Genomic DNA, 19903 nt, shown 5'->3' on the forward strand with positions numbered 1-19903 from the left:
CCCTGATGCATACACCTTCGTTGCCTTTGACCCGCGATCTGGTTCTGATCGGCGGGGGCCACACGCACGCGCTTGTCCTGCGCAAATGGGGAATGAACCCCTTGCCCGGCGCACGACTGACGATCATCAATCCTGGCCCGACCGCGCCTTACTCCGGCATGTTGCCGGGCTATGTGGCCGGGCATTACAGGCGGGACGAGCTGGACATCGATCTGGTAAAGCTGGCGCGATTTGCCGGGGCGCGCATCATTCTGGGCGCGGTAAACGGCCTGGATCCAGCAAGCCGGGTTGTTCACGTATCAGGACACCTGCCTGTTTCGTTTGATGTTGCTTCGGTCAATGTGGGCATAACTTCTGACATGCCCGCCGTGCCCGGATTTGCAGAACATGCGGTGCCGGCGAAGCCTCTGGGCCTATTTGCAGCACGCTGGGCCGACTACCTGAAGACGCCCGGGCCCGCGTCAGTCGCGGTCATTGGCGGCGGTGTTGCCGGGGGCGAACTGGTCATGGCGATGGCGCATGCGTTGCGGGCGCAGAACCGCGACGCCCGGGTCGCGCTGATCGACAACGCTACGGCTTTGACGGCCACAGGCCCAAAGGCTGGGGAAACCATCCGACAGGCGATGGAAAGCCTGGGGATCGCGATCTTCGAAAACTCCTCCATTCGCCAGATCGGCAAGGATTATGTTGAACTGGAGGATGGCCGCCACATCCCAGCCGCGTTCGTGACCGGAGCCGCTGGTGCGCGACCCTATGACTGGATCGCTGAAACAGGGTTAGAGATGCAGGGTGGCTACATCCGTGTCGACGCGCATCTGCAGTCCAGCCACCCCTTGATCTTTGCCGCCGGCGATTGCGCGCACCTGTCCGACAACCCGCGCCCCAAGGCCGGCGTCTATGCGGTCCGTGAAGCGCCGGTTTTGTTTGACAATCTGCGCGCGGCATTGGGAGCGGGACGGATGCGGCGGTACGTGCCGCAGAAAGATTATCTGAAACTGATTTCGCTGGGCAGGAAGTCCGCCCTTGCGGAAAAGTTGGGAACGTCATTCAGCGGTCCGTTGATGTGGAAATGGAAAAACCACATCGACCAGAAATTCATGAACAGATTTCGTGACCTGCCGCAGATGGCAATACCGAAACTGCCCGGGCATCATGCGGACGGTTTGCGCGAAGCATTGGGTGACAAACCGATGTGCGGCGGTTGCGGTGCCAAAGTTGGGCGTGGTGCCTTGCAGCAAGCCTTGCAGACGTTGCCTGCGCCCGAACGCTCGGATGTCACCCCCCTGCCCGGCGATGATGCGGCCCTGCTGACAACGGGTGGGGCGCGTCAGGTCATCACGTCGGATCACTTGCGCAGCTTCGCCGCAGACCCCGTGTTGATGACACGCATCGCGGCCGTGCACGCGCTTAGTGATATCTGGGCGATGGGTGCGGCGCCGCAGGCGGCGACTGCAACTGTGATCCTGCCCCGCATGTCCGCCACGTTGCAGCGCCGCACGATGACCGAAATCATGACAACCGCCAGCGACGTTCTGCGGCAGGCTGGTGCCGAGATTGTTGGCGGCCACAGCTCTATGGGCGATGAGATGACCATCGGCTTCACCATCACCGGTCTTTGCGCCCAGGAACCTATTACTCTGGCCGGTGGTCTGCCGAGGGATGCGTTGATCCTGACCAAACCCATTGGCAGCGGTGTATTGATGGCCGCTGAAATGGCTGGTCAGGCCGATGGCGCGTGGGTCGCGGCCGCATTTCGCCACATGACCCACCCACAGGGAACAGCAGCCGAAATCCTCAGGCACGCGCATGCAATGACGGATGTCACGGGTTTTGGTCTGGCCGGCCACCTGAAGGGAATGTGCGAGGCTTCGGGTTGCGGTGCAGCACTGGATCTTGAGGCCGTGCCTGCAATGGTCGGCGCTGAACAGTTGTATTCGAACGGCATCCGGTCGAGCATTTTCGCTGACAACAGGGCAATTGCTCCGGAACTGCCTGCGGAAGGTAAAGCAGGCTTGTTATTCGACCCCCAAACCGCCGGAGGATTGCTGGCTGCGGTCGCCCCGGATCAGGCTCAGGACCTGTGCGCGTCGCTTCGTGATGCGGGATATCCCGCAGCTATTGTCGGTCGGTTAACCAAGGCTCCGGGCTTGCGTCTTTAAAGCCGGGCTAGAACCTGTTCGATCCGGGCGGCGATATCGGCAAGACCGTCGGTATCCAGCCGGTCGGCCTGAAGCTCCGCAATGACCTGAGCGCCCCTACCTTTCTGCGACTTGGCGTAGGCCGGATCATAGTGCTGATCCATCAGCGCCCGCGTCAGACCACGTTTATCTCCGGCCGCCATCAGGGACAGCCAGTTATCGACGACGTCATGGCCGCGATGAAAGCGCAGCGGTGACAGCCGGTCACGCAACCGCTCGTGATCTGAAAGAATGTCATCATAGGCAGCGACCAGATAGTCTGCCCGCGCCGCAAGCGGGACATCAATGCGGACACGCGGAGCCGCTCGCAGCCCGTTCCAAAGGCTGGGCGGCAGGATCAGACTTCCGATTTTGGACGACTCTGCCTCGACGACCACTGGCCGACTGGCGTCCATCCGGCAAAGCACGGCGGACAATGCGGATTCAAACCCTTTCTGGCTGGGTTGTCCTCCGGGCATTTCACCCAGCAACGAGCCGCGATGATTGGCCAGCGCCTCAAGGTCCAGAACCTGCACGCCTCGCTTTGCAAGATGCGCCAGCAATTCGGTTTTTGCCGTTCCTGTATATCCGTCCAGCGCCACAATGCGGTGCGGCAGGACGTCATCGTACAGATAGCGGCTCACCAGCCGGCGGTAGGCGCGGTAGCCACCTTCAACCACGTCGGCACGCCAGCCGATTTGCTGCAGCATCCAGGTGAACGACCCTGACCGCTGCCCTCCGCGCCAACAGTAGACCAGAGGCCGCCATCCTCCCTCGTGATGGCTGAGGCTGTTTTCGATATGCGCGGCGGCATTGCGAAACACCAGAGCCGCGCCCAGCTTGCGGGCCAGGAACGGGCTTTCCTGAACGTAGATCGTGCCGACTTTCGCCCGTTCTTCATTGTCCAGAACCGGCAGGTTGATGGCACCCGGCAAATGATCCTCGGCGTATTCCGCAGGGCTTCGCACGTCGATCACGGTATCGAAGCCGTGTGTGTAGAGGTCAGGCAGGGTGGTGAATTTCAGAACCATATCTGGGGTCTATCTTGGGCTTGGCTGAAAGAAAAGCCAGCTCACTCCTCGATTGGTTCGATCAGTTCTGCGCCGCTGGCCCGGTTCGAGTTCACCGCAGGATCAACCCGATGATAGGTCAACACATCTTCCGCACCGGGACGCATCAGCCGGGCCTCCCCTTGACCCGCTTCACCCAGCCAAAGCGCCCAGTCGTCGGGTTCAAGGATCAATGGCATCCGGTGATGGACCTTGCCCAGATTTCCGTTGGCCGCAGTGGTGACGATGGCGCAGGTGCTTTGGCGTTCACCGTCAGGACCCCAGTCCTGCCAGACACCACCGAAGGCAATCGGTTCGTTGTTGCGGCGCGAGATATACCAGGGCAACCGCTGTCCTTGGGCGGATTTGGTCCATTCATAGAACCCTGTCGCCAGAATCAGGCAACGCCGCTCGCGGCAGGCCGCGCGGAACGCGGGTTTCTGGGCCAGTGTTTCAGCGCGGGCATTGATCAGCAACGGGCCATCATTTTGCGCCTTGTACCAATGCGGCAGAAACCCCCAACGCATAGGATCAAGCTGGCGGCCACCTTCACCGGTCCGCACGACATGCACCTGATTGGTCGGGCACACATTGAAATTGGGAGCGCCCGGAAGGCTGTTCGCCGGGCGCGCAGAAAACAGCTGCGCCATTGCGTCGTTGGGAAGAGTTATTGCAAACCGTCCGCACATAGGTAATGAACCACTGACATTTTTTTCTCCAGGCTCAAGTTCACACGAGGTCACATGGCAAATCAAACAGCTAAATCCCTTAAGGGCAAAGCGCTTGGTGATCTCGAGGCAGGTAAGTTGCCGCAGGCACTTAAAAAAGCGCAGTTGGGGATCAAGAAGTTTCCAAAGGATACGGACTTTCAAGCCATTGCGGGTTTTGTTTTCACCGAATTGAAACAGTACAAGAAGTCCATTCCGCATTTCGTCGAAGCTGCGCGTCGCAAACCCGATGACCCTCAGTTTGCTGAAAACCTTGCAAACGCTCTGATGCAGACGGGCCAGATCCCGCGTGCGCTGGCTTATGCCGAGAAAATGCTGGAGCAGTTTCCCAACAACGCAGAGCTTGTTCGCGTTGTGGATGAGATCCAACTCAAAGGATCCAACTGGCGCGAGATTGTTGAGCATGCGACCGAAAAACTCAAAAAATCTCCGGACGATGTCACGCTGTTGACGACCCGAGCCCGCGCTTACGACAGAATTGGGTTCAGCGACAATTGCAGGCAGGACGCCTATCGCGCTTATGAACTGGCGCCAGACGACAACGCAGTCGCATTCCAAAAAGCCTCGATTCTTCATCAGGAAGGCAAGAAAAAAGATGCCGCCGAGATTCTCGACCGGATCATCACCAATGATCCCGCTCATGTGGCGTCACTATTGCAATTGTCCAACATGGCCGACGAGGACCGCGCGCGCGACCTGGAACCGCTTGTAGCTGCTGCCATCGACAACAGTGATCATCCGGTCTCGCAACTTGAGTTCGCAAAGGCGCAAATCACATCCGTTCTGCATGGGCTGACTGCCGCAATGCCCGGGTTTGCGCGGGCCAACGAATTGCAACACGAGTTGAATCCGTACAAATTCGGCGACGAAAGCCAGAAACTTCGGCGCATTGTGCAGTTGTTCCCCGAAATTGACACTCCGATCTCCTCCGAGGTGATCGATGGGCCGATCCCGATTTTTGTCATCGGCCAACCTCGCTCCGGGACGACACTCATGGAAATGATGCTGAGCTCGATTCCGGACGTCGCAGGGTGTGGGGAACTGACTGTAGGGCCGGACTTGTCCTACGACTTTATCCATGAAGGCAAAGCCTATGACGCGAAAGACGCTGAGGAGTTTGCCCGAGATTTCCGCCGCCTGATGCCACCAGTCCCGGAGACATCAATCGCGTTTGTCGACAAGTTGCCTCATAACTACCAGCAGGTAGGATTCTTACTTTCCGCATTCCCGAATGCGAAAGTTATAAATATGATGCGCGATCCGCGCGATGTCGGTTTGTCGAAATGGATCAGGCGCTTCCCGGCACCGGGTATGAGATATGCGTCCAATCTGGAAGCAATCGGGCATTCCGCGAACATGTACCGCAAGTACATCGCCCATTGGGAAACCATCTTCGGCGACCGGATTCTGACCTTACCGTATGAAAAGCTCGTCGCTGACCCCGAAACCTATAGCCGGCAGGTTGCGGACTTCCTTGGCCTCGAATGGCACGAGACGATGATGCACCCGGAAAAGAACAAAAAGCAGGTGCGCACAGCCAGCATCGATCAGGTTCGAAAGAAGATTTCGACCAAATCAATCGGCGGCTGGCGTCAGGTCGCAGACTACATCCAGCCGATGCTGAACGGTTTCGATCCCGAGCTTTGGCCGGAATACGACCTTAGCTGACACAAATCACACCGAACAGAAAAGGCCGCATCGGGGATGCGGCCTTTGTCGTTGTCGCCGGGATGCTTACTTCTGCTTGATGCGCCCGTCCAGATAAGGCTGATAAGGCGCATTCGCGGCCAGATATTCAGCGGTGACATCCGCCAGATCCGGCCCGAAGTCATACGCTTTCTTGTCGTCGCCTTCGAACATGGAATAGCCGTCACCGCCGTTACGGACATAGTTGTTGGTCACGACCAGATATGTCGCCGCCGGGTCAATCGGCACGAATCCATCGCCCTCGGCCACCATCACCTCGGTTACGCGCCCCTCGTTCGGGGCAACCGACGGATCCCATGTGAAGGCCAGACCGGCCACCTGCGGGAAGCGGCCTTTGACTTCTTCAACCTGGCTCACGCCGTTTTCCAGGGCGTCGATGACCCCCTGACCGCTGATCTGGAAGGTCGACAATGTGTTCTGGAACGGCAACACCGTCAGAACCTCGCCCATGGTCACTTCGCCCGGATCGATCGAGGCCCGCAAGCCACCGGAATTGGCGATGGCGATCTGAACGCCCTGATCCGCCACACGGGCCAGCATTGCATCGGCAACCAGATTGCCCATCTGGCATTCCTGCACGCGGCAGATCGCGCGGTCGCCTTCAATCGCATAGGCAGCATTGGCCACAACCTTGTTGCGGATTTCATCCAGAGGAACCGCCAGTTCGGCGATCCGGTCCAGCGCGGACTGATCCTCGGTCACGGTGTTGTCCATGATCAGCGGCTCACCAACGGCCTCGATCACATTTCCGTCGTCGTCGAATGTCACATTCAACTCGCCCAGGAATTTACCATAGGCGTAGGCCTGAACGATCTGAACGTCATTCACGACGGTCGGGTAAGGCCCGACGGCCTTGTCAGACACGTTCGACAGGTACGTATTGGAATGCCCCCCTACGATCACGTCAACGCCGGTGGTTTCCTGCGCCACGCGCTGGTCCACACCATAGCCCGAGTGGCTTAGAACAACGATCTTGTTGACGCCTTCGCCGGTCAGCTTGTCCACTTCTCCCTGCACGGCCGGAACCGGGTCGGAAAATGTAACGTTTGGCCCGGGTGAGGCCAGTTCGTCCGTATCCTGAGGCGTCAGGCCGATCAGGCCGATCTTTTCACCGCCAACCTCGATCACCGTCGACTTCGCGATCTTGTCGGTCAGCAGTTCTTCGTCAGCAATGTTCGCGTTGGACATCAGAACCGGAAAATCGACGGAGTCGACGAAACCGCGCAGCACTTCGGGGCCGTCGTCAAATTCGTGGTTGCCCACGGTCATCGCGTCATAACCCAGCCGGTTCATGAACTCGGCCGCGACCTTGCCCTTGTAGTAGGTATAAAACAACGAACCCTGAAACTGATCTCCGCCATCCACCAGAACCGAATTCTCAGCGCGGCCGCGAGCTTCTTCCACTGCGGTCACAAGGCGCGCAGAACCGCCGAAACACTTGCCTTCGGCATTGTCTTCGGCATCGCAGCCGCTGTCATATTTGTTGATCGGCTCAAACCGGGAATGGAAGTCATTGGTGTGCAGAATGGTCAGCTTGTAGTCGGCGGCCGCAACACCTGCGGTCAGGCCCACAATGGCAGTAGATGCCAGAAAACGGATCAACATTAATGAAACTCCCTGTCGTTGATTGAAGGGATCGTGCGCCGACTGAAACAAAGAGTCAAAGGGGGAAATCCGCCTTGATTCCCCACGCCGTGCAAGGCATCACCACCTCATGCTGATTTACAAGATTTTCAGGTCCGATGAATGGGCCACGCTGCAGGATCAGGGCGCGTCAGACGGCGCGCCGATTGACGTTACCGACGGATTTGTCCATTTCTCGACGGCCCAACAGGCCGCCGAAACCGCCGCCAAGCATTTTGCCGGAGTTGATGGCCTTGTCCTCTTGGCCTGCGACGCCGACGCCATGGGCGATGATCTGAGATGGGAAGTTTCGCGCGGGGGCGCCTTGTTTCCCCACCTTTACCGGCAGATCCGGATGACCGATGTGATCTGGACCCGCGCCCTGCCTTTTGACGGAAAGCTACACCAGTTCCCCAAGGAGATGGTATGATCGGCTTCATCGATCCTGATCGTGAGCAGTTCGAGGCGTTCAAGGCACTGGATCGCAATCAGCCGATCGAGATGCTCAACCTGGTCAGGTTTCGCGCCCAGGCTGAATATCCTTCCGGGCACGCGCTGGCAGATGCCGGCCTGACCGGCGCTGAGTCCTACCAGAACTACGGATCGGAAACCGCGCCCATTGTCGCCCGCATCGGAGCGTCCATTTTGTGGCGCCGTGGATTTGAATCCACTTTGATAGGCACCGCCGACGAAGTCTGGGATGCCGTGTTCATCGCCCGATATCCCAGCGCGCACGCCTTCCTTGAGATGGTAACGGACCCCGTTTATCGCACCGCCGTGGTGCATCGTCAGGCGGCTGTTTCGACCTCGCGGCTGATCCGTTGTTCGCCAGCACAGGTCGGAGGGACCTTCGGATGAAACTGACCGAAAAGCTTGGGCTGTCAGCCCTGCACTGGCTGGACCCCGAAACTGCCCATGGGATGTCGATCCGGGCCTTGAAAGCCGGATTGGTCCTGGCTGCCGGCCCTGTCACGTCACCACGCCTGCGCACACAGTTCGCCGGTCTGACGCTGGCCAATCCGGTCGGCCTGGCCGCTGGATTCGACAAGAATGGCGAGGTTCTGGCCCCTTTATCGCGGGCCGGGTTCGGATTTATTGAAGTCGGTGCGGTGACACCGCGTCCACAACCGGGCAACCCGAAACCGCGCCTGTTTCGCCTGACCGAAGACAAGGCGGCCATCAACCGTTTCGGCTTCAACAACGAAGGAATGGACGTCATGGCTCGCCGTCTCGCGAGCCGTCCCCGCGATGCGGTCATCGGATTGAACCTTGGCGCCAACAAGGACAGCGACGACCGCCCCGGTGATTTTGCCAAAGTACTGGCCCATTGCGCCGCCCATCTGGATTTTGCCACGGTCAACGTGTCGTCCCCCAACACCGAGAAACTGCGGGACCTGCAGGGTAAGGCCGCGCTTGGCGCTTTGCTGGCGGGTGTTGTCAAAACGCGAGACACGCTGCCGACACCGATTCCCGTATTCCTGAAAATTGCTCCGGACCTGACGGCACCAGAGATACAAGATATCGCCGATATCGCGCTGGAAACCGGAATTGACGCGGTCATTGCCACGAATACCACCCTGTCCCGCGACGGGCTGAGAAGCGCACACAAGGATGAGGCTGGTGGCCTGTCTGGCGCGCCTTTGTTCGAAAAATCGACCCGCGTTCTTGCGCAGCTCAGCCAACTGACCGAAGGACGCATTCCCTTGATCGGCGTGGGTGGCATCAGCAGCGCGGAACAGGCCTATGCAAAGATTTGCGCCGGTGCCTCGGCCGTCCAGTTCTATACGGCCATGGTTTACGGCGGCATGTCGCTGGCATCGGAAATCGCCCGGGGTCTGGACGAACTTCTGGCCCGGGACGGGTTTGAAAATGTCGCACAGGCGGTTGGCAGCAAACGAGAGGATTGGCTGTGATGGAATACTGGCACAACCCGCGGTGTTCGAAATCGCGTTCGGGGCTTGCACTGCTTGAAGAAAACGGCGCAGAACCCCGTGTCCGGAAGTATCTGGAAGATGCACCGACGGAAGACGAATTGCGGGCCGTGCAGGCGAAACTGGGCATTGCTGCAATCGACATGATGCGCACAGGTGAAAAGCGCTTCAGGGAACTGGGGCTGAACAAAGCGACGCCGGACGATACCTTGATCCGTGCCATGGCCGAAAACCCGATCCTGATCGAACGCCCCATTGCCATTCACGGTGACAAGGCCGAAATCGGGCGTCCGCCCGAAAACCTGTTGACCCTGCTTTAAGCGACTTGCGCCTCTAGCTTCGGATAGCGCCATCCCAGCGTGACGCCACGCGCGATGTTCAGAACCATCAGCGCAGCCCACAGCCCGTGATTGCCAAATGCAGGCACCAGAATGAACAGGGACAGGACGTAGATCCCGACCGAGTGGATCATCGCCTGGCGCATGTCCCGGGTCCAGGTCGCGCCGATGTAGATACCGTCGAACATCCAGCTGGCCACGCCAATCACCGGGGCAATCGCAGCCCAGATCAGAAATTCGCGCGCGGCCTCACGCACCTCGGGCGAGGTCGACATCACATCGATTAGCGCGGGTCCTGCCAGATAGAAAACCAGACCCAGCGCGAAAGCGCCGCCTACGCCCCATTGTGACGCCATCACGGACGCACGCCGCACCTGAAAACGGTCCTTTGCCCCGACCGCCCCGCCGACCAGCGCCTCGGCCGAAAAGGCAAAACCGTCCAGCGCAAAGGCTGTGATTTCCAGAAACTGCAGCAGAACCTGATTGGCGGCCAGATTGACGTCGCCGAGATCTGATCCGACAAAAAGAAAAGTGGTGAACGATCCGGTCAAAAGGACGGACCGCACCATGATGTCACCGTTCACCTGCATCATCCGCCGCAGCCGTGTACCGTCGAAAATGCGCGGCCAGTCTCTCCACTGATTGCCGGCAAATGCCTGACGGCAGAGCCATAGCCCAAGGGCCAACCCGGTCCATTCGGCGATCAGTGTCGCCAGCGCGACGCCCTCGACGCCCCAGCCCAGCCCAAGCACGAACCACAGATCCAGCAGGATATTCAGGCCATTCATCCAGACCTGAAGCACAAATACGCCCCGCGTCCGCTCGATCGCGATCAGCCAGCCTGTAACGGCATAAAGCGCAATTGTCGCCGGGGCACCCCAGATCCGGATTTCCAGGTATTGCCGAGTCAGCGCTTCGACTTCGGGGCTTGCGGGGGACAGGGCAAATGCCCCCCACAGCACCCAGACCTGCGTCAGAATGAAAAACAGCCCCGCAGCGCCGCCCAACAGCAAACCGCGCATCAGCAGCGCACCGGTTTCCGCCGTGTCTCCGGCCCCGCGCGCCTGTGCAGCCAAACCCGTGGTGCCCATCCGCAGAAAGCCGAATATCCAGTAGATGGCCGACAGGATGACCGCACCCATACCGACAGCGCCGATCGGGGCGGCCAGCCCCATCTGCCCGACAACACCAGTATCCACCGCCCCCAGTATCGGGACAGTGGCATTGGACAGAACGATAGGTGCTGCGATCTTCAGCACCCGTCTGTGTGTGATGGGTGCCGAGGCATCCCGCATCCAAGGCTATCCTTCGTCCGAATCCGATTGCGGCATCAGGAAATGCCCCGAAGCCTGCGCGAACAGACGCGCATGGTTGTCCTGCCACGCCTCGACCCGGACCGAAGCATAACGCCGCCCGGAACGGCTGATGTAAGCGCGGGCGTAGGCATCGCGCGGCAAGCCCGAACGCAGGTAGTCGACCGTGAAATCGATGGTTTTCGGGTATCGGAGCAAACTGGCATCCCGAATGTCTTCGGCACTCATCTCTCCGCTTTCGATGCGGTGAAACACGGTCTCCCAGCACAGGGTGATCACGCCGGTCACCTCCAAAAATGCGGCAGTGACCCCACCGTGCAGCGCGGGCAGCAGCGGATTGCCAATCAGTTTGTCGTCAAAATTCAGAACACCCGTCAGTTCATCCCCACGCCGGTCGAAGGTGATGTTGAGAAACCGGATATACGGCACCCCATCGACCATGGCGTTCAGTGCGGCGTCCCGGCGGTTCTTGACCACCTGCATCGGCTCCGGTCGATTGCGCGCCATTTACCTGCCCTCCACGGTGAAAGACCCCGATGCGGTTGCGACAGGATGGTCCTGATCGTCATCCGTTGCGGTCGCGCGCACGAAGGCCACATTGGGCGTGATGTGATAGCATTTGGCGCGCGTTGTAATATTCTGCCCCGGCGTGGCCGCCCGCATGTAGTCAATGCGCAGGTCAATTGTCGCCGTGGCACCCGGCGCGGACGGGTGGCTCATGACAGCCGCGCCGCTGCAGGTGTCCAGCAGAGCGAACACCGCCCCACCATGAATGACGCCGGTGCGCGGGTCCCCGACAAGGTCCGCGTTATATGGCATGGTGATCTCGGCCTCTCCGGCACCGATATACGTCAGCTCCATGCCCAATGCCCTGGCATGTGGAATCGCCTCGATGAACTGGCGCGCGAAACCCAATTTTTCTACCATTCGGTCTTTCCCTTCTTCCGCGCCCTTTATGATCGTCAGTTCAGAGAAAGGGCAAGCCCGACTGTTGCGCTTGCCGCTACGACTCCATAGGTTGCAGGCAAGGAGATGAGGAATGTCCGACACCCGTTTGTCATTCAAAGAAATGTGCGCCGAGTTCGACGTAACGCCCCGTACCCTGCGCTACTACGAATATATCGAGTTGCTGCAACCTGACCGCGAAGGCCGCTCCAGGTATTACGGCCCCCGTGAGCGTGCACGCATGACGCTGATCATGCGCGGACGCAAGTTCGGGTTCCCGCTGGAAGAGATCCGGCAGTGGCTGCTGATCTATGAACATCAGGGCAACCAGGCCCAGATGGCAACTTTTGTGGAAATGGCTGACCGGCAAATGGAGGAGTTGCGCCAGCAAAGGCAGCAACTGGACGAAGCCATGGACGCCCTCAAGCAACTGCGCGACCAGACGGCCAATTCTCTGGGCTGACAACCTTTCAAGCGTCATTTCGGTCGAAGCTTTAGCTCCCGTGGTCCTGCCGCGGGATTTTTCTTGTGGGGCACGGCGATGCACGCAGCGTGGAATCGCGAGATTTCCCCTTACCCAAGGGAAAGAAGATTACCGAAACACGGATTTACGCGAACGGATGTTACGTCAACTTTTTTGTGACGTAGCGTTCGCATTACGTAAACGTCATCTGCATGTTGTAAGAAGCCCATCAACTGCGCAAATCTTTTTCACGACGCCAGTGATGAGAGTTTGAACCATGACCGAAGACCTGATGACAATCCGCGAAATGTGCGAGACCTATGATGTCACACCACGTACCTTGCGGTTTTACGAGGCCAAGGAACTTTTGTTTCCTATCCGTGAAGGCCAGAAACGTCTGTTCACCAAACGCGATCGTGCCCGTCTGAAACTGATTCTGCGTGGCAAGCGCTTTGGCTTCAGCCTGGAAGAAATCCGGCAGCTTCTGGACCTGTATCACGTCGGTGATCAGCAACTGACACAGATGTCCCGCACCTATGAGATCGCGTGCGAACGTCTGGCAGACATGGAAGCACGCCGTGAAGAACTGACACAGGCCATCGACGATCTGAAAGAGCAGTTGCGCTGGGGCGAAAAGGTCATCGTCTCGATGAAACAGGAAAAGAAGGCGGCCGAATAATTTCGCCCGCCCCCGGACATCTGAATTAAGGGAGCTTCACATGCCCGTCTACAACGCGCCAATCAAAGACGCACAGTTCATTTTGCATGATGTACTGAAAGTCTCGACCTCGGACATTCCGGGATATTCCGATCTGGAGGCCGAATTCACCGGCGCCGTGCTGGAGGAAGCGGGCAAGATCGCCACAAATGTTCTGCACCCGCTGAACGTGGTTGGCGATACCGAAGGATGTCGGCTGGAAAACGGTATCGTCTATACGCCATCCGGGTTCAAAGATGCCTTCGAGCAGATGAAGGAAGGCGGTTGGACGGGCCTCGACATGCCGGAAGAATATGGCGGTCAGAACATGCCCTATGTTCTCGGAACTGCCGTGGGCGAGATGTTCTCGGGCTCCAACCAGGCATTCACCATGTATCAGGGCCTGACGCACGGCGCGGCGTCTGCGATCTTGGCGCACGGAACCGACGAGCAGAAGAACATGTACCTGCCCAACATGGTCAGCTGTGAATGGACTGGCACCATGAACCTGACGGAACCGCATTGCGGTACCGATCTGGGTCTGATGCGCACCAAAGCGGAACCGCAGGACGACGGCAGCTACAAAATCTCGGGCCAGAAGATCTTTATCTCGGCTGGCGATCACGACATGGCCGACAATATCATCCACCTGGTACTGGCCAAAATCCCCGGTGGCCCCGAGGGCATTAAGGGCGTGTCACTGTTCATTGTGCCCAAGTTCATCGTCAACGAGGACGGCACCCCGGGTGAGCGAAACGGCGTTTCGGTCGGCAAGATCGAAGAGAAGATGGGCATCCACGGCAACTCGACCTGCGTCATGAACTATGACGAGGCGACCGGCTGGCTGCTGGGCGACGAGCACAAAGGCATGCGCGCCATGTTCACCATGATGAACGAAGCGCGTCTGGGTGTGGGCATGCAAGGCCTGTCTCAGGCCGAAGCTGCGTACCAGAACGCTGTCGAATATGCCAAAGACCGCCTGCAGGGCCGCGACGTAACAGGTGTGAAGAACCCGGACGGCCCCGCCGATCCGCTGATCGTTCACCCCGACATCCGCCGTAACCTGATGGATCAGAAAAGCTTCACCGAGGGTGCACGTGCGTTCATCCTCTGGGGCGCGACCATGATCGACAAGGCGCACCGCTCAGGTGACAAAGACGCGGACGGGCTGATCTCGCTGCTGACACCGGTCATCAAAGGCTTCCTGACGGATGAAGGCTATGACATGACCGTTCAGGCCCAACAGGTCTATGGTGGCCACGGCTACATCGAGGAATGGGGCATGTCGCAATACACACGCGACGCCCGGATCGCGATGATCTACGAAGGTGCGAATGGCGTTCAGGCGCTGGACCTTGTGGGCCGTAAGCTGGCACAGGATGGCGGCAAGCATGTCATGGCCTTCTTTGAAATGGTCAAATCTTTCTGCAAGGAAAACGATGGCAAGGACGAAGCTTATGACAAAGCCTTCATCGAGCCGCTGAAAGCTGCGTCCAAGGATCTACAAGCCGCGGGTATGTATTTCATGCAGGAGGGCATGAAGAACCCGAACAACGCGCTGTCCGGCTCGTATGACTTCATGCACATGTTCGGCCATGTCTGCCTGGGTCTGATGTGGGCGAAAATGGCAAAGGCCGCACAGGAAGCTCTGGACGGTGGTGCCTCGGACAAAGAATTCTACGAGACAAAGATCAACACCGGTCGTTTCTACATGGCGCGCCGTCTGCCTGCCACGTCCATGCATCTTTCGCGCATTCAGACCGGCGCGGACACCGTCATGGCTCTGGACGCGGCGAACTTCTGATCACAGTCTGGGTCCGGGTAACACTGCCCGGACCCAGCTTACCGGAGGACATGACATGCCGAAACGCTTTCGCTTAACCCGCCGCTTTCCGGTTGCAATGACCGAAGACGGATATCGCCGTCTCAAGGGTTTCGCCCGCGAAGCGGGGCTGGACGAGGGTGAAGCGCTGTCTTTTCTGTTCGAGAATTTCAACAGTGTCATAGATGAGGAGAACCTAACTCACCGGCTGCGCATATTCAATTCCGAACTGGATGCGCGAAAGCGGTGAGGCAATACGACGATTCTTCGCCTGCGATGGCATCGAGGCCGGACGCCTCCGGCGGGAGTATTTTTGAAAAGATGAAGGCCTGATGCGCCCCTGCCACCGGGCGCACTCGCCATCAGGACAGGGACGACTTCACCTTTTGCGGTCATCGGCTCTCCAGCCTGTACCGCATGTTGATTGAAACAGACCAAGGTTGATCAAAGGTAAATGTCGGCTCTTCATCTTTTCCAAAATACTCAATTCCAACCTGACCACATGCGCCTTGGGAGGGGTAATCGCATGACTATCAAACTGCATTGTTTCGGAGAAAGCGGGAACTCCTACAAAGCGGCGCTGGCCTTGGAGATGTCGGGGCTGGAGTGGGAGCCGGTCTTTGTCGATTTCTTCAATGGCGAGACCCGCACGCGTGAATTTCGCGCGGAGGCCAACGAAATGGGCGAAGCGCCCTTTCTGATCGATGGCGATTTCCGCACCAGTCAGTCCGGTGCGATTCAAGCATATGTGACTGAGAAATCAGGGAAGTTTGGCGGTAGGAACCGGGAAGAAAATTACGAGATTTTCCGTTGGGTGTTGTGGGATAATCACAAACTCAGTTCAATGGCTGGCCTCACTCGTTTTCTGATAAATTTCTTGCCGGAAAAGCACCGCAACCCGGATGTGATCGCGTTCAATCAAGGTCGGCTTAAGGCGGCATACGAGATTCTGAACCAGCATCTGGCCGGTCGCGACTGGATGGTCGGCGACGGCGTGACAAATGCAGATCTCAGTTGCTGCGGCTACCTGTATTATCCGGAACCATTCGGTTTCGACCGCGCCGACTGGCCAAATATCGACGTCTGGCTGACACGCCTCAGCGAGCAGCCCGGCTGGAAACACCCCTATGACCTGATGCCCGGCAACCCGTCGGATCGAGCTTGAGGAGAAGACCCATGACCGAAGCCTATATCTATGACGCTCTGCGCACCCCGCGCGGCAAGGGCCGCAAGGATGGCAGCCTGCACGAGGTAACCTCGGTGCGCCTGTCCGCCCTGACCCTGAACGCGATGAAAGAGCGCAACAACCTCGAAGGCCACGCCGTAGAGGACGTGATCTGGGGCAATGTCACGCAGGTGATGGAACAGGGCGGCTGTCTGGCACGCTCGGCCGTGCTGGCGTCCGATCTGGACCAGTCGATCCCCGGCCTGGCGATCAACCGTTTCTGCGCCTCTGGGATGGAAGCGGTGAACCTGGCTGCGAACCAGGTGAAAGGCGGTGCTGGCGACGCGTACATCGCTGGCGGTGTCGAAATGATGGGCCGCGTGCCCATGGGCAGCGATGGTGCCGCCATCGCCGTTGATCCGTCTCTGGCGATGAGCACGTATTTCGTCCCGCAGGGCATTTCGGCCGACATCATCGCGACGGAATATGGCTTCAGCCGTGATGACGCCGACGCGCTGGCGGTTGAATCGCAGAAACGTGCCGCGGAAGCATGGGCAGACAACCGGTTCGAAAAGTCGGTTATCACCGTAAAGGACCAGAACGGGCTGACCATTCTAGACCGCGACGAATACATGCGCCCCGGCACGGACATGCAGAGCCTTGGCGCGCTGAACCCCTCGTTTGCGATGATGGGTGAGCAGATGCCCGGCTTCGACAAGGTGGCCATGCTCAAATACCCGCATCTGGAAAAAATCAATCACATCCACCACGCAGGTAACAGCTCGGGCATTGTGGACGGAGCGGCCGCGGTTCTGATCGGCAACAAGGAATTTGGCGAGAAATACGGCCTGAAACCACGTGCGCGCATCAAGGCAACCGCGAAGATCGGCACCGACCCGACCATCATGCTGACCGGCCCGGTTCCGGTCACCGAAAAAATCCTGGCCGACAACGGCATGAAGATCGGCGATCTGGACCTGTTCGAAGTCAACGAAGCCTTCGCCTCGGTCGTGTTGCGCTTCCAGCAGGCGTTTGACGTCGACCCGGCGTTGGTCAACGTCAACGGCGGCTCGATCGCGATGGGTCACCCGTTGGGTGCGACCGGTGCGATGATCATCGGCACGCTTCTCGATGAGCTCGAGCGTCAGGACAAGGAAACCGGTCTGGCAACGCTCTGCATTGCATCCGGCATGGGTGCGGCAACCATTATCGAGCGGGTCTGATGCCCAAGCTGGATCTCTCTCAGATCCCGTTCAAGGGTGGCTCGGCCTATCCCGGCAAGCTGGCCGAGGCGGCCGCCGGTCGTTTCGTGCAGCGTGTTGGCGATGCGGGCGGGCTGACTCAATACGGGGTCAACGTCGTGCGGCTCGAGCCGCAGGGCATGTCCTCGCTGCGCCACTACCACATGGAGCAGGACGAATTTGCCATCATGCTCAGCGGCACCTGCGTGCTGATCGATGACGATGGCGAGCATGAGATGCAGCCCGGCGATTGCGCCGCTTGGCCCGCAGGTGAGGCCAATGGCCATCACCTAGTAAACAAAACCGATGCGCCCGCGACCTTTCTGGTGGTGGGCACGCGGACCCCGACCGAGACCGGATATTATAGCGACATAGACATGATGGTGAAGTTCGATGCCCACGGCTTTCGCTTCACCCGCAAAGACGGCAGCCCGCTGACGGCTGACCAGATCGGAGACGAGACATGACTGATTTCACCATGAAAGTGGACGCCGACGGCGTTGCCATCATCACCTGGGATGTACCCGAGAAAAGCATGAACATCCTGCGCGTCGAGGCGCTGGCCCTGATCGAAGAGATGATCGATCAGGTTCTGTCAGATGACAACATCAAGGGTGCGGTTATCACCTCGGCCAAGGACAGCTTTGCCGCCGGTATGGACCTGAACGTGCTGGGATCGATCCGGGAGAAGTCGGGCGATGAACCGGCGCAGGCCATGTTCGACTTCACCATGAACGGGCATCGCATTCTACGTAAGATCGAACTGGCGGGAATGGACCCGAAGACCAAAAAAGGTGGCAAACCGATTGCCGCTGCCCTGCCCGGTACCGCGCTTGGGATCGGGCTTGAGGTGCCGCTGGCCTGCCATCGCATTTTCTGTGCCGACAACCCGAAGGCCAAGATCGGCCTGCCCGAAATCATGATCGGCATCTTCCCGGGCATGGGCGGAACCACCCGCATGGTCCGCAAGCTGGGTGCCGTTGGTGCGGCTCCGCTGTTGCTGGAAGGCAAAACACTGGAGCCGAACAAGGCCAAGGGTGCAGGAATGGTCGATGAGGTCGTCGAAGACCCGCTGGCCGCCGCGAAGGAATGGGTGCTGAACGCCAGCGATGCGGATCTGGTCAAGCCTTGGGATGCAAAAGGGTACAAGATGCCTGGTGGCGCGCCGTACCATCCGGCTGGCTTCATGAACTACGTTGGCGCTTCGGCGATGGTCAACGGCAAGACACAAGGCGCGTTCCCGGCCGCTCAGGCCCTGCTGAGCGCGGTCTACGAGGGTGCTCTGGTCGATTTCGACACAGCCCTGAGAATCGAGGCGCGCTGGTTCACTTCGATCCTGATGAACCCGTCCTCGTCAGCGATGATCCGCAGCCTGTTCCTGAACAAGGAAGCGCTGGAGAAAGGCGCAGTGCGACCTCAGGGTGTGCCGGACCAGTCGGTCAAGAAGATCGGTGTTCTGGGCGCGGGCATGATGGGCGCGGGCATCGCGCTGGTGTCCGCTCAGGCCGGGATGGAAGTCGTTCTCATCGACCGCGATCAGGAGGCCGCCAACAAGGGTAAGGCCTATACCGAAGCGTACCTGGACAAAGGTATCAAGCGCGGCAAGGTCACGGCTGACAAGAAAGAAGCCATGCTGGCCCGCATCACCGCGACGCCCGATCTGGAGCATCTGAAAGGCTGCGACCTGATTATTGAAGCGGTATTCGAAGACCCCGCAGTCAAGGCCGACATGACCAAAAAGGTCGAAGCGATCATTCCCGAAGATTGCATCTTTGCCTCCAACACCTCGACCCTGCCGATCACCGATCTGGCCAAGGCGAGCGTGCGGCCGGATCAGTTCATCGGCATCCATTTCTTCTCGCCGGTCGAGAAGATGTTCCTTGTCGAGATCATCAAAGGCAAGGAAACCGGGGATCGTGCGGTGGCCAAGGCGCTGGATTATGTGCGTCAGATCCGGAAGACACCGATCGTCGTCAACGACGCGCGGTTCTTCTACTGCAACCGCTGCATCATCCCGTACATCAACGAAGGTGCGCGCATGATTACCGAGGGCGTCAGCCCTGCATTGGTTGACAACGCCGCACGTCAACTGGGTTTCCCGGTCGGGCCGGTACAGCTGACCGATGAAACCTCGATTGATCTGGGCGCCAAGATTGCCCGCGCGACCAAGGCGGCGATGGGCGATGCCTATCCCGAAAGCCCCTCGGACGATCTGATCTTCTGGATGGAAGAACAGGGACGTCTGGGCCGCAAGGCAAATGCAGGCTTCTTCGACTATGACGAAAAGGGCAAGCGCGTCGGGTATTGGAAAGGTCTGCAGGACAAATACCCGCTGGCCGAAGATCAGCCCGACCTGATCGAGGTGCAGGAACGCCTGATGTTCGCACAGGTTCTGGAAGCGGTGCGCGCGCTGGAAGAAGGCGTTCTGGAGGATATACGCGAAGGTGACGTGGGTGCCATTCTGGCGTGGGGTTTTGCCCCGTGGTCCGGTGGCCCACTAAGCTGGCTGGACATCATTGGCGCACCTTACGCCGCCGAACGCTGCGACCAGCTGGCAGCGCAATACGGCGAACGGTTCGCCTGCCCGCCGCTGCTGCGTGAGATGGCCGATAAGGGCCAGACGTTCTATGGCCGCTTCGCGCCCGAGGCCAAGGCCGCCTAAACAAGTGATGCAGGCGCGTAATACGCGCCTGCATCGTTTTCT

The 19903-nt window shown here is 59.1% G+C and carries 20 protein-coding genes; 14 read left to right on the forward strand and 6 right to left on the reverse strand.

The window, feature by feature from the left end:
• Positions 1–5: 5 nt before the first annotated feature.
• A complete protein-coding gene (gene selD / locus ACR0JW_RS20130; protein ID WP_480714356.1) occupies positions 6–2159 on the forward strand; it encodes a selenide, water dikinase SelD in 2154 nt (717 codons plus the stop codon).
• On the opposite strand, the gene mnmH is transcribed toward selD, so the two are convergent.
• Both mnmH and ACR0JW_RS20140 read right to left on the reverse strand, forming a co-directional pair.
• Positions 2156–3208 (reverse strand): tRNA 2-selenouridine(34) synthase MnmH, encoded by a 1053-nt coding sequence (gene mnmH, locus ACR0JW_RS20135; protein WP_480714357.1) that lies wholly within the window; start codon positions 3206–3208, stop codon positions 2156–2158. The two genes, selD and mnmH, sit on opposite strands and share 4 nt — an antisense overlap.
• 41 nt (positions 3209–3249) lie before the next feature.
• Complete coding sequence (locus tag ACR0JW_RS20140) at positions 3250–3915, reverse strand: SOS response-associated peptidase (protein WP_480714358.1); 666 nt, start codon at positions 3913–3915, stop codon at positions 3250–3252.
• A 54-nt stretch (positions 3916–3969) separates the two neighbouring features.
• Between ACR0JW_RS20140 and ACR0JW_RS20145 the strand changes: the two genes are divergently transcribed.
• Positions 3970–5622, forward strand: coding sequence for a tetratricopeptide repeat-containing sulfotransferase family protein (locus tag ACR0JW_RS20145; RefSeq protein ID WP_170682376.1), 1653 nt, complete (start codon positions 3970–3972; stop codon positions 5620–5622).
• A gap of 66 nt (positions 5623–5688) precedes the next feature.
• On the opposite strand, the gene ACR0JW_RS20150 is transcribed toward ACR0JW_RS20145, so the two are convergent.
• A complete protein-coding gene (locus ACR0JW_RS20150; protein ID WP_480714359.1) occupies positions 5689–7266 on the reverse strand; it encodes a bifunctional metallophosphatase/5'-nucleotidase in 1578 nt (525 codons plus the stop codon).
• Between the two features lie 109 nt (positions 7267–7375).
• Here ACR0JW_RS20150 and ACR0JW_RS20155 point away from each other — a divergent pair, with 109 nt between their 5' ends.
• Genes ACR0JW_RS20155 through arsC form a run of 4 tightly spaced genes read left to right on the forward strand, consistent with a single transcriptional unit; the run spans position 7376 to position 9535 of the window.
• On the forward strand, positions 7376–7714 hold the full coding sequence (locus ACR0JW_RS20155; RefSeq protein ID WP_170682374.1) for a DUF952 domain-containing protein: 339 nt from the start codon (positions 7376–7378) through the stop codon (positions 7712–7714).
• Complete coding sequence (locus ACR0JW_RS20160) at positions 7711–8142, forward strand: DUF1330 domain-containing protein (protein WP_480714360.1); 432 nt, start codon at positions 7711–7713, stop codon at positions 8140–8142. The genes ACR0JW_RS20155 and ACR0JW_RS20160 overlap by 4 nt, the downstream gene beginning before the upstream one ends.
• Positions 8139–9197, forward strand: coding sequence for a quinone-dependent dihydroorotate dehydrogenase (locus ACR0JW_RS20165; protein WP_480714361.1), 1059 nt, complete (start codon positions 8139–8141; stop codon positions 9195–9197). The genes ACR0JW_RS20160 and ACR0JW_RS20165 overlap by 4 nt, the downstream gene beginning before the upstream one ends.
• On the forward strand, positions 9194–9535 hold the full coding sequence (arsC, locus tag ACR0JW_RS20170; RefSeq protein ID WP_170682410.1) for an arsenate reductase (glutaredoxin): 342 nt from the start codon (positions 9194–9196) through the stop codon (positions 9533–9535). Before ACR0JW_RS20165 ends, arsC begins: the two co-directional genes overlap by 4 nt.
• On the opposite strand, the gene ACR0JW_RS20175 is transcribed toward arsC, so the two are convergent.
• Genes ACR0JW_RS20175 through ACR0JW_RS20185 form a run of 3 tightly spaced genes read right to left on the reverse strand, consistent with a single transcriptional unit; the run spans position 9532 to position 11793 of the window.
• A complete protein-coding gene (locus ACR0JW_RS20175) occupies positions 9532–10848 on the reverse strand; it encodes an MATE family efflux transporter (RefSeq protein ID WP_170682371.1) in 1317 nt (438 codons plus the stop codon). The genes arsC and ACR0JW_RS20175 overlap by 4 nt on opposite strands.
• A gap of 6 nt (positions 10849–10854) precedes the next feature.
• A complete protein-coding gene (locus ACR0JW_RS20180) occupies positions 10855–11373 on the reverse strand; it encodes a PaaI family thioesterase (RefSeq protein ID WP_170682370.1) in 519 nt (172 codons plus the stop codon).
• Positions 11374–11793 (reverse strand): PaaI family thioesterase, encoded by a 420-nt coding sequence (locus tag ACR0JW_RS20185; RefSeq protein WP_480714362.1) that lies wholly within the window; start codon positions 11791–11793, stop codon positions 11374–11376. It abuts the gene before it with no gap.
• 112 nt (positions 11794–11905) lie between these two features.
• Here ACR0JW_RS20185 and ACR0JW_RS20190 point away from each other — a divergent pair, with 112 nt between their 5' ends.
• The 8 genes from ACR0JW_RS20190 (at position 11906) to ACR0JW_RS20225 (ending at position 19861) form a co-directional block, all read left to right on the forward strand.
• A complete protein-coding gene (locus ACR0JW_RS20190; RefSeq protein ID WP_170619491.1) occupies positions 11906–12274 on the forward strand; it encodes a MerR family transcriptional regulator in 369 nt (122 codons plus the stop codon).
• 277 nt (positions 12275–12551) lie between these two features.
• Positions 12552–12953 carry a MerR family transcriptional regulator gene (locus ACR0JW_RS20195; RefSeq protein ID WP_170609557.1) on the forward strand — a complete coding sequence of 134 codons (402 nt, stop codon included), beginning with the start codon at positions 12552–12554 and terminating at the stop codon, positions 12951–12953.
• A gap of 40 nt (positions 12954–12993) precedes the next feature.
• A complete protein-coding gene (locus ACR0JW_RS20200; protein ID WP_170682368.1) occupies positions 12994–14775 on the forward strand; it encodes an acyl-CoA dehydrogenase C-terminal domain-containing protein in 1782 nt (593 codons plus the stop codon).
• Between the two features lie 55 nt (positions 14776–14830).
• Entirely contained in the window at positions 14831–15043 is a 213-nt protein-coding gene (locus ACR0JW_RS20205; RefSeq protein WP_170682367.1) for a hypothetical protein, read from the forward strand.
• 276 nt (positions 15044–15319) lie between these two features.
• Positions 15320–15958 (forward strand): glutathione S-transferase, encoded by a 639-nt coding sequence (locus ACR0JW_RS20210; RefSeq protein WP_170682366.1) that lies wholly within the window; start codon positions 15320–15322, stop codon positions 15956–15958.
• Positions 15959–15969: 11 nt separating this feature from the next.
• A complete protein-coding gene (locus tag ACR0JW_RS20215; protein ID WP_170682365.1) occupies positions 15970–17181 on the forward strand; it encodes an acetyl-CoA C-acetyltransferase in 1212 nt (403 codons plus the stop codon).
• Positions 17181–17666: a cupin domain-containing protein gene (locus tag ACR0JW_RS20220; RefSeq protein ID WP_170682364.1), complete on the forward strand. Its 486-nt coding sequence runs from the start codon at positions 17181–17183 to the stop codon at positions 17664–17666. The genes ACR0JW_RS20215 and ACR0JW_RS20220 overlap by 1 nt, the downstream gene beginning before the upstream one ends.
• Complete coding sequence (locus ACR0JW_RS20225; RefSeq protein ID WP_170682363.1) at positions 17663–19861, forward strand: 3-hydroxyacyl-CoA dehydrogenase NAD-binding domain-containing protein; 2199 nt, start codon at positions 17663–17665, stop codon at positions 19859–19861. The genes ACR0JW_RS20220 and ACR0JW_RS20225 overlap by 4 nt, the downstream gene beginning before the upstream one ends.
• The last annotated feature ends 42 nt before the right edge of the window (positions 19862–19903 follow it).

It is taken from the genome of Ruegeria sp. BG6 (assembly GCF_056538465.1).

What these genes read in the sequence shown, in the direction of transcription:
- ACR0JW_RS20150 (WP_480714359.1), bottom strand. Translation starts at nt 7,266, where the DNA reads ATGTTGATCCGTTTTCTGGCATCTACTGCCATTGTGGGCCTGACCGCA.
- ACR0JW_RS20205 (WP_170682367.1), top strand. Translation starts at nt 14,831, where the DNA reads ATGCCGAAACGCTTTCGCTTAACCCGCCGCTTTCCGGTTGCAATGACC.
- ACR0JW_RS20195 (WP_170609557.1), top strand. Translation starts at nt 12,552, where the DNA reads ATGACCGAAGACCTGATGACAATCCGCGAAATGTGCGAGACCTATGAT.
- ACR0JW_RS20140 (WP_480714358.1), bottom strand. Translation starts at nt 3,915, where the DNA reads ATGTGCGGACGGTTTGCAATAACTCTTCCCAACGACGCAATGGCGCAG.
- ACR0JW_RS20180 (WP_170682370.1), bottom strand. Translation starts at nt 11,373, where the DNA reads ATGGCGCGCAATCGACCGGAGCCGATGCAGGTGGTCAAGAACCGCCGG.
- ACR0JW_RS20145 (WP_170682376.1), top strand. Translation starts at nt 3,970, where the DNA reads ATGGCAAATCAAACAGCTAAATCCCTTAAGGGCAAAGCGCTTGGTGAT.
- ACR0JW_RS20190 (WP_170619491.1), top strand. Translation starts at nt 11,906, where the DNA reads ATGTCCGACACCCGTTTGTCATTCAAAGAAATGTGCGCCGAGTTCGAC.
- ACR0JW_RS20210 (WP_170682366.1), top strand. Translation starts at nt 15,320, where the DNA reads ATGACTATCAAACTGCATTGTTTCGGAGAAAGCGGGAACTCCTACAAA.
- ACR0JW_RS20155 (WP_170682374.1), top strand. Translation starts at nt 7,376, where the DNA reads ATGCTGATTTACAAGATTTTCAGGTCCGATGAATGGGCCACGCTGCAG.
- ACR0JW_RS20225 (WP_170682363.1), top strand. Translation starts at nt 17,663, where the DNA reads ATGACTGATTTCACCATGAAAGTGGACGCCGACGGCGTTGCCATCATC.
- ACR0JW_RS20220 (WP_170682364.1), top strand. Translation starts at nt 17,181, where the DNA reads ATGCCCAAGCTGGATCTCTCTCAGATCCCGTTCAAGGGTGGCTCGGCC.
- ACR0JW_RS20160 (WP_480714360.1), top strand. Translation starts at nt 7,711, where the DNA reads ATGATCGGCTTCATCGATCCTGATCGTGAGCAGTTCGAGGCGTTCAAG.
- ACR0JW_RS20175 (WP_170682371.1), bottom strand. Translation starts at nt 10,848, where the DNA reads ATGCGGGATGCCTCGGCACCCATCACACACAGACGGGTGCTGAAGATC.
- ACR0JW_RS20200 (WP_170682368.1), top strand. Translation starts at nt 12,994, where the DNA reads ATGCCCGTCTACAACGCGCCAATCAAAGACGCACAGTTCATTTTGCAT.
- selD (WP_480714356.1), top strand. Translation starts at nt 6, where the DNA reads ATGCATACACCTTCGTTGCCTTTGACCCGCGATCTGGTTCTGATCGGC.
- ACR0JW_RS20165 (WP_480714361.1), top strand. Translation starts at nt 8,139, where the DNA reads ATGAAACTGACCGAAAAGCTTGGGCTGTCAGCCCTGCACTGGCTGGAC.
- ACR0JW_RS20185 (WP_480714362.1), bottom strand. Translation starts at nt 11,793, where the DNA reads ATGGTAGAAAAATTGGGTTTCGCGCGCCAGTTCATCGAGGCGATTCCA.
- ACR0JW_RS20215 (WP_170682365.1), top strand. Translation starts at nt 15,970, where the DNA reads ATGACCGAAGCCTATATCTATGACGCTCTGCGCACCCCGCGCGGCAAG.
- mnmH (WP_480714357.1), bottom strand. Translation starts at nt 3,208, where the DNA reads ATGGTTCTGAAATTCACCACCCTGCCTGACCTCTACACACACGGCTTC.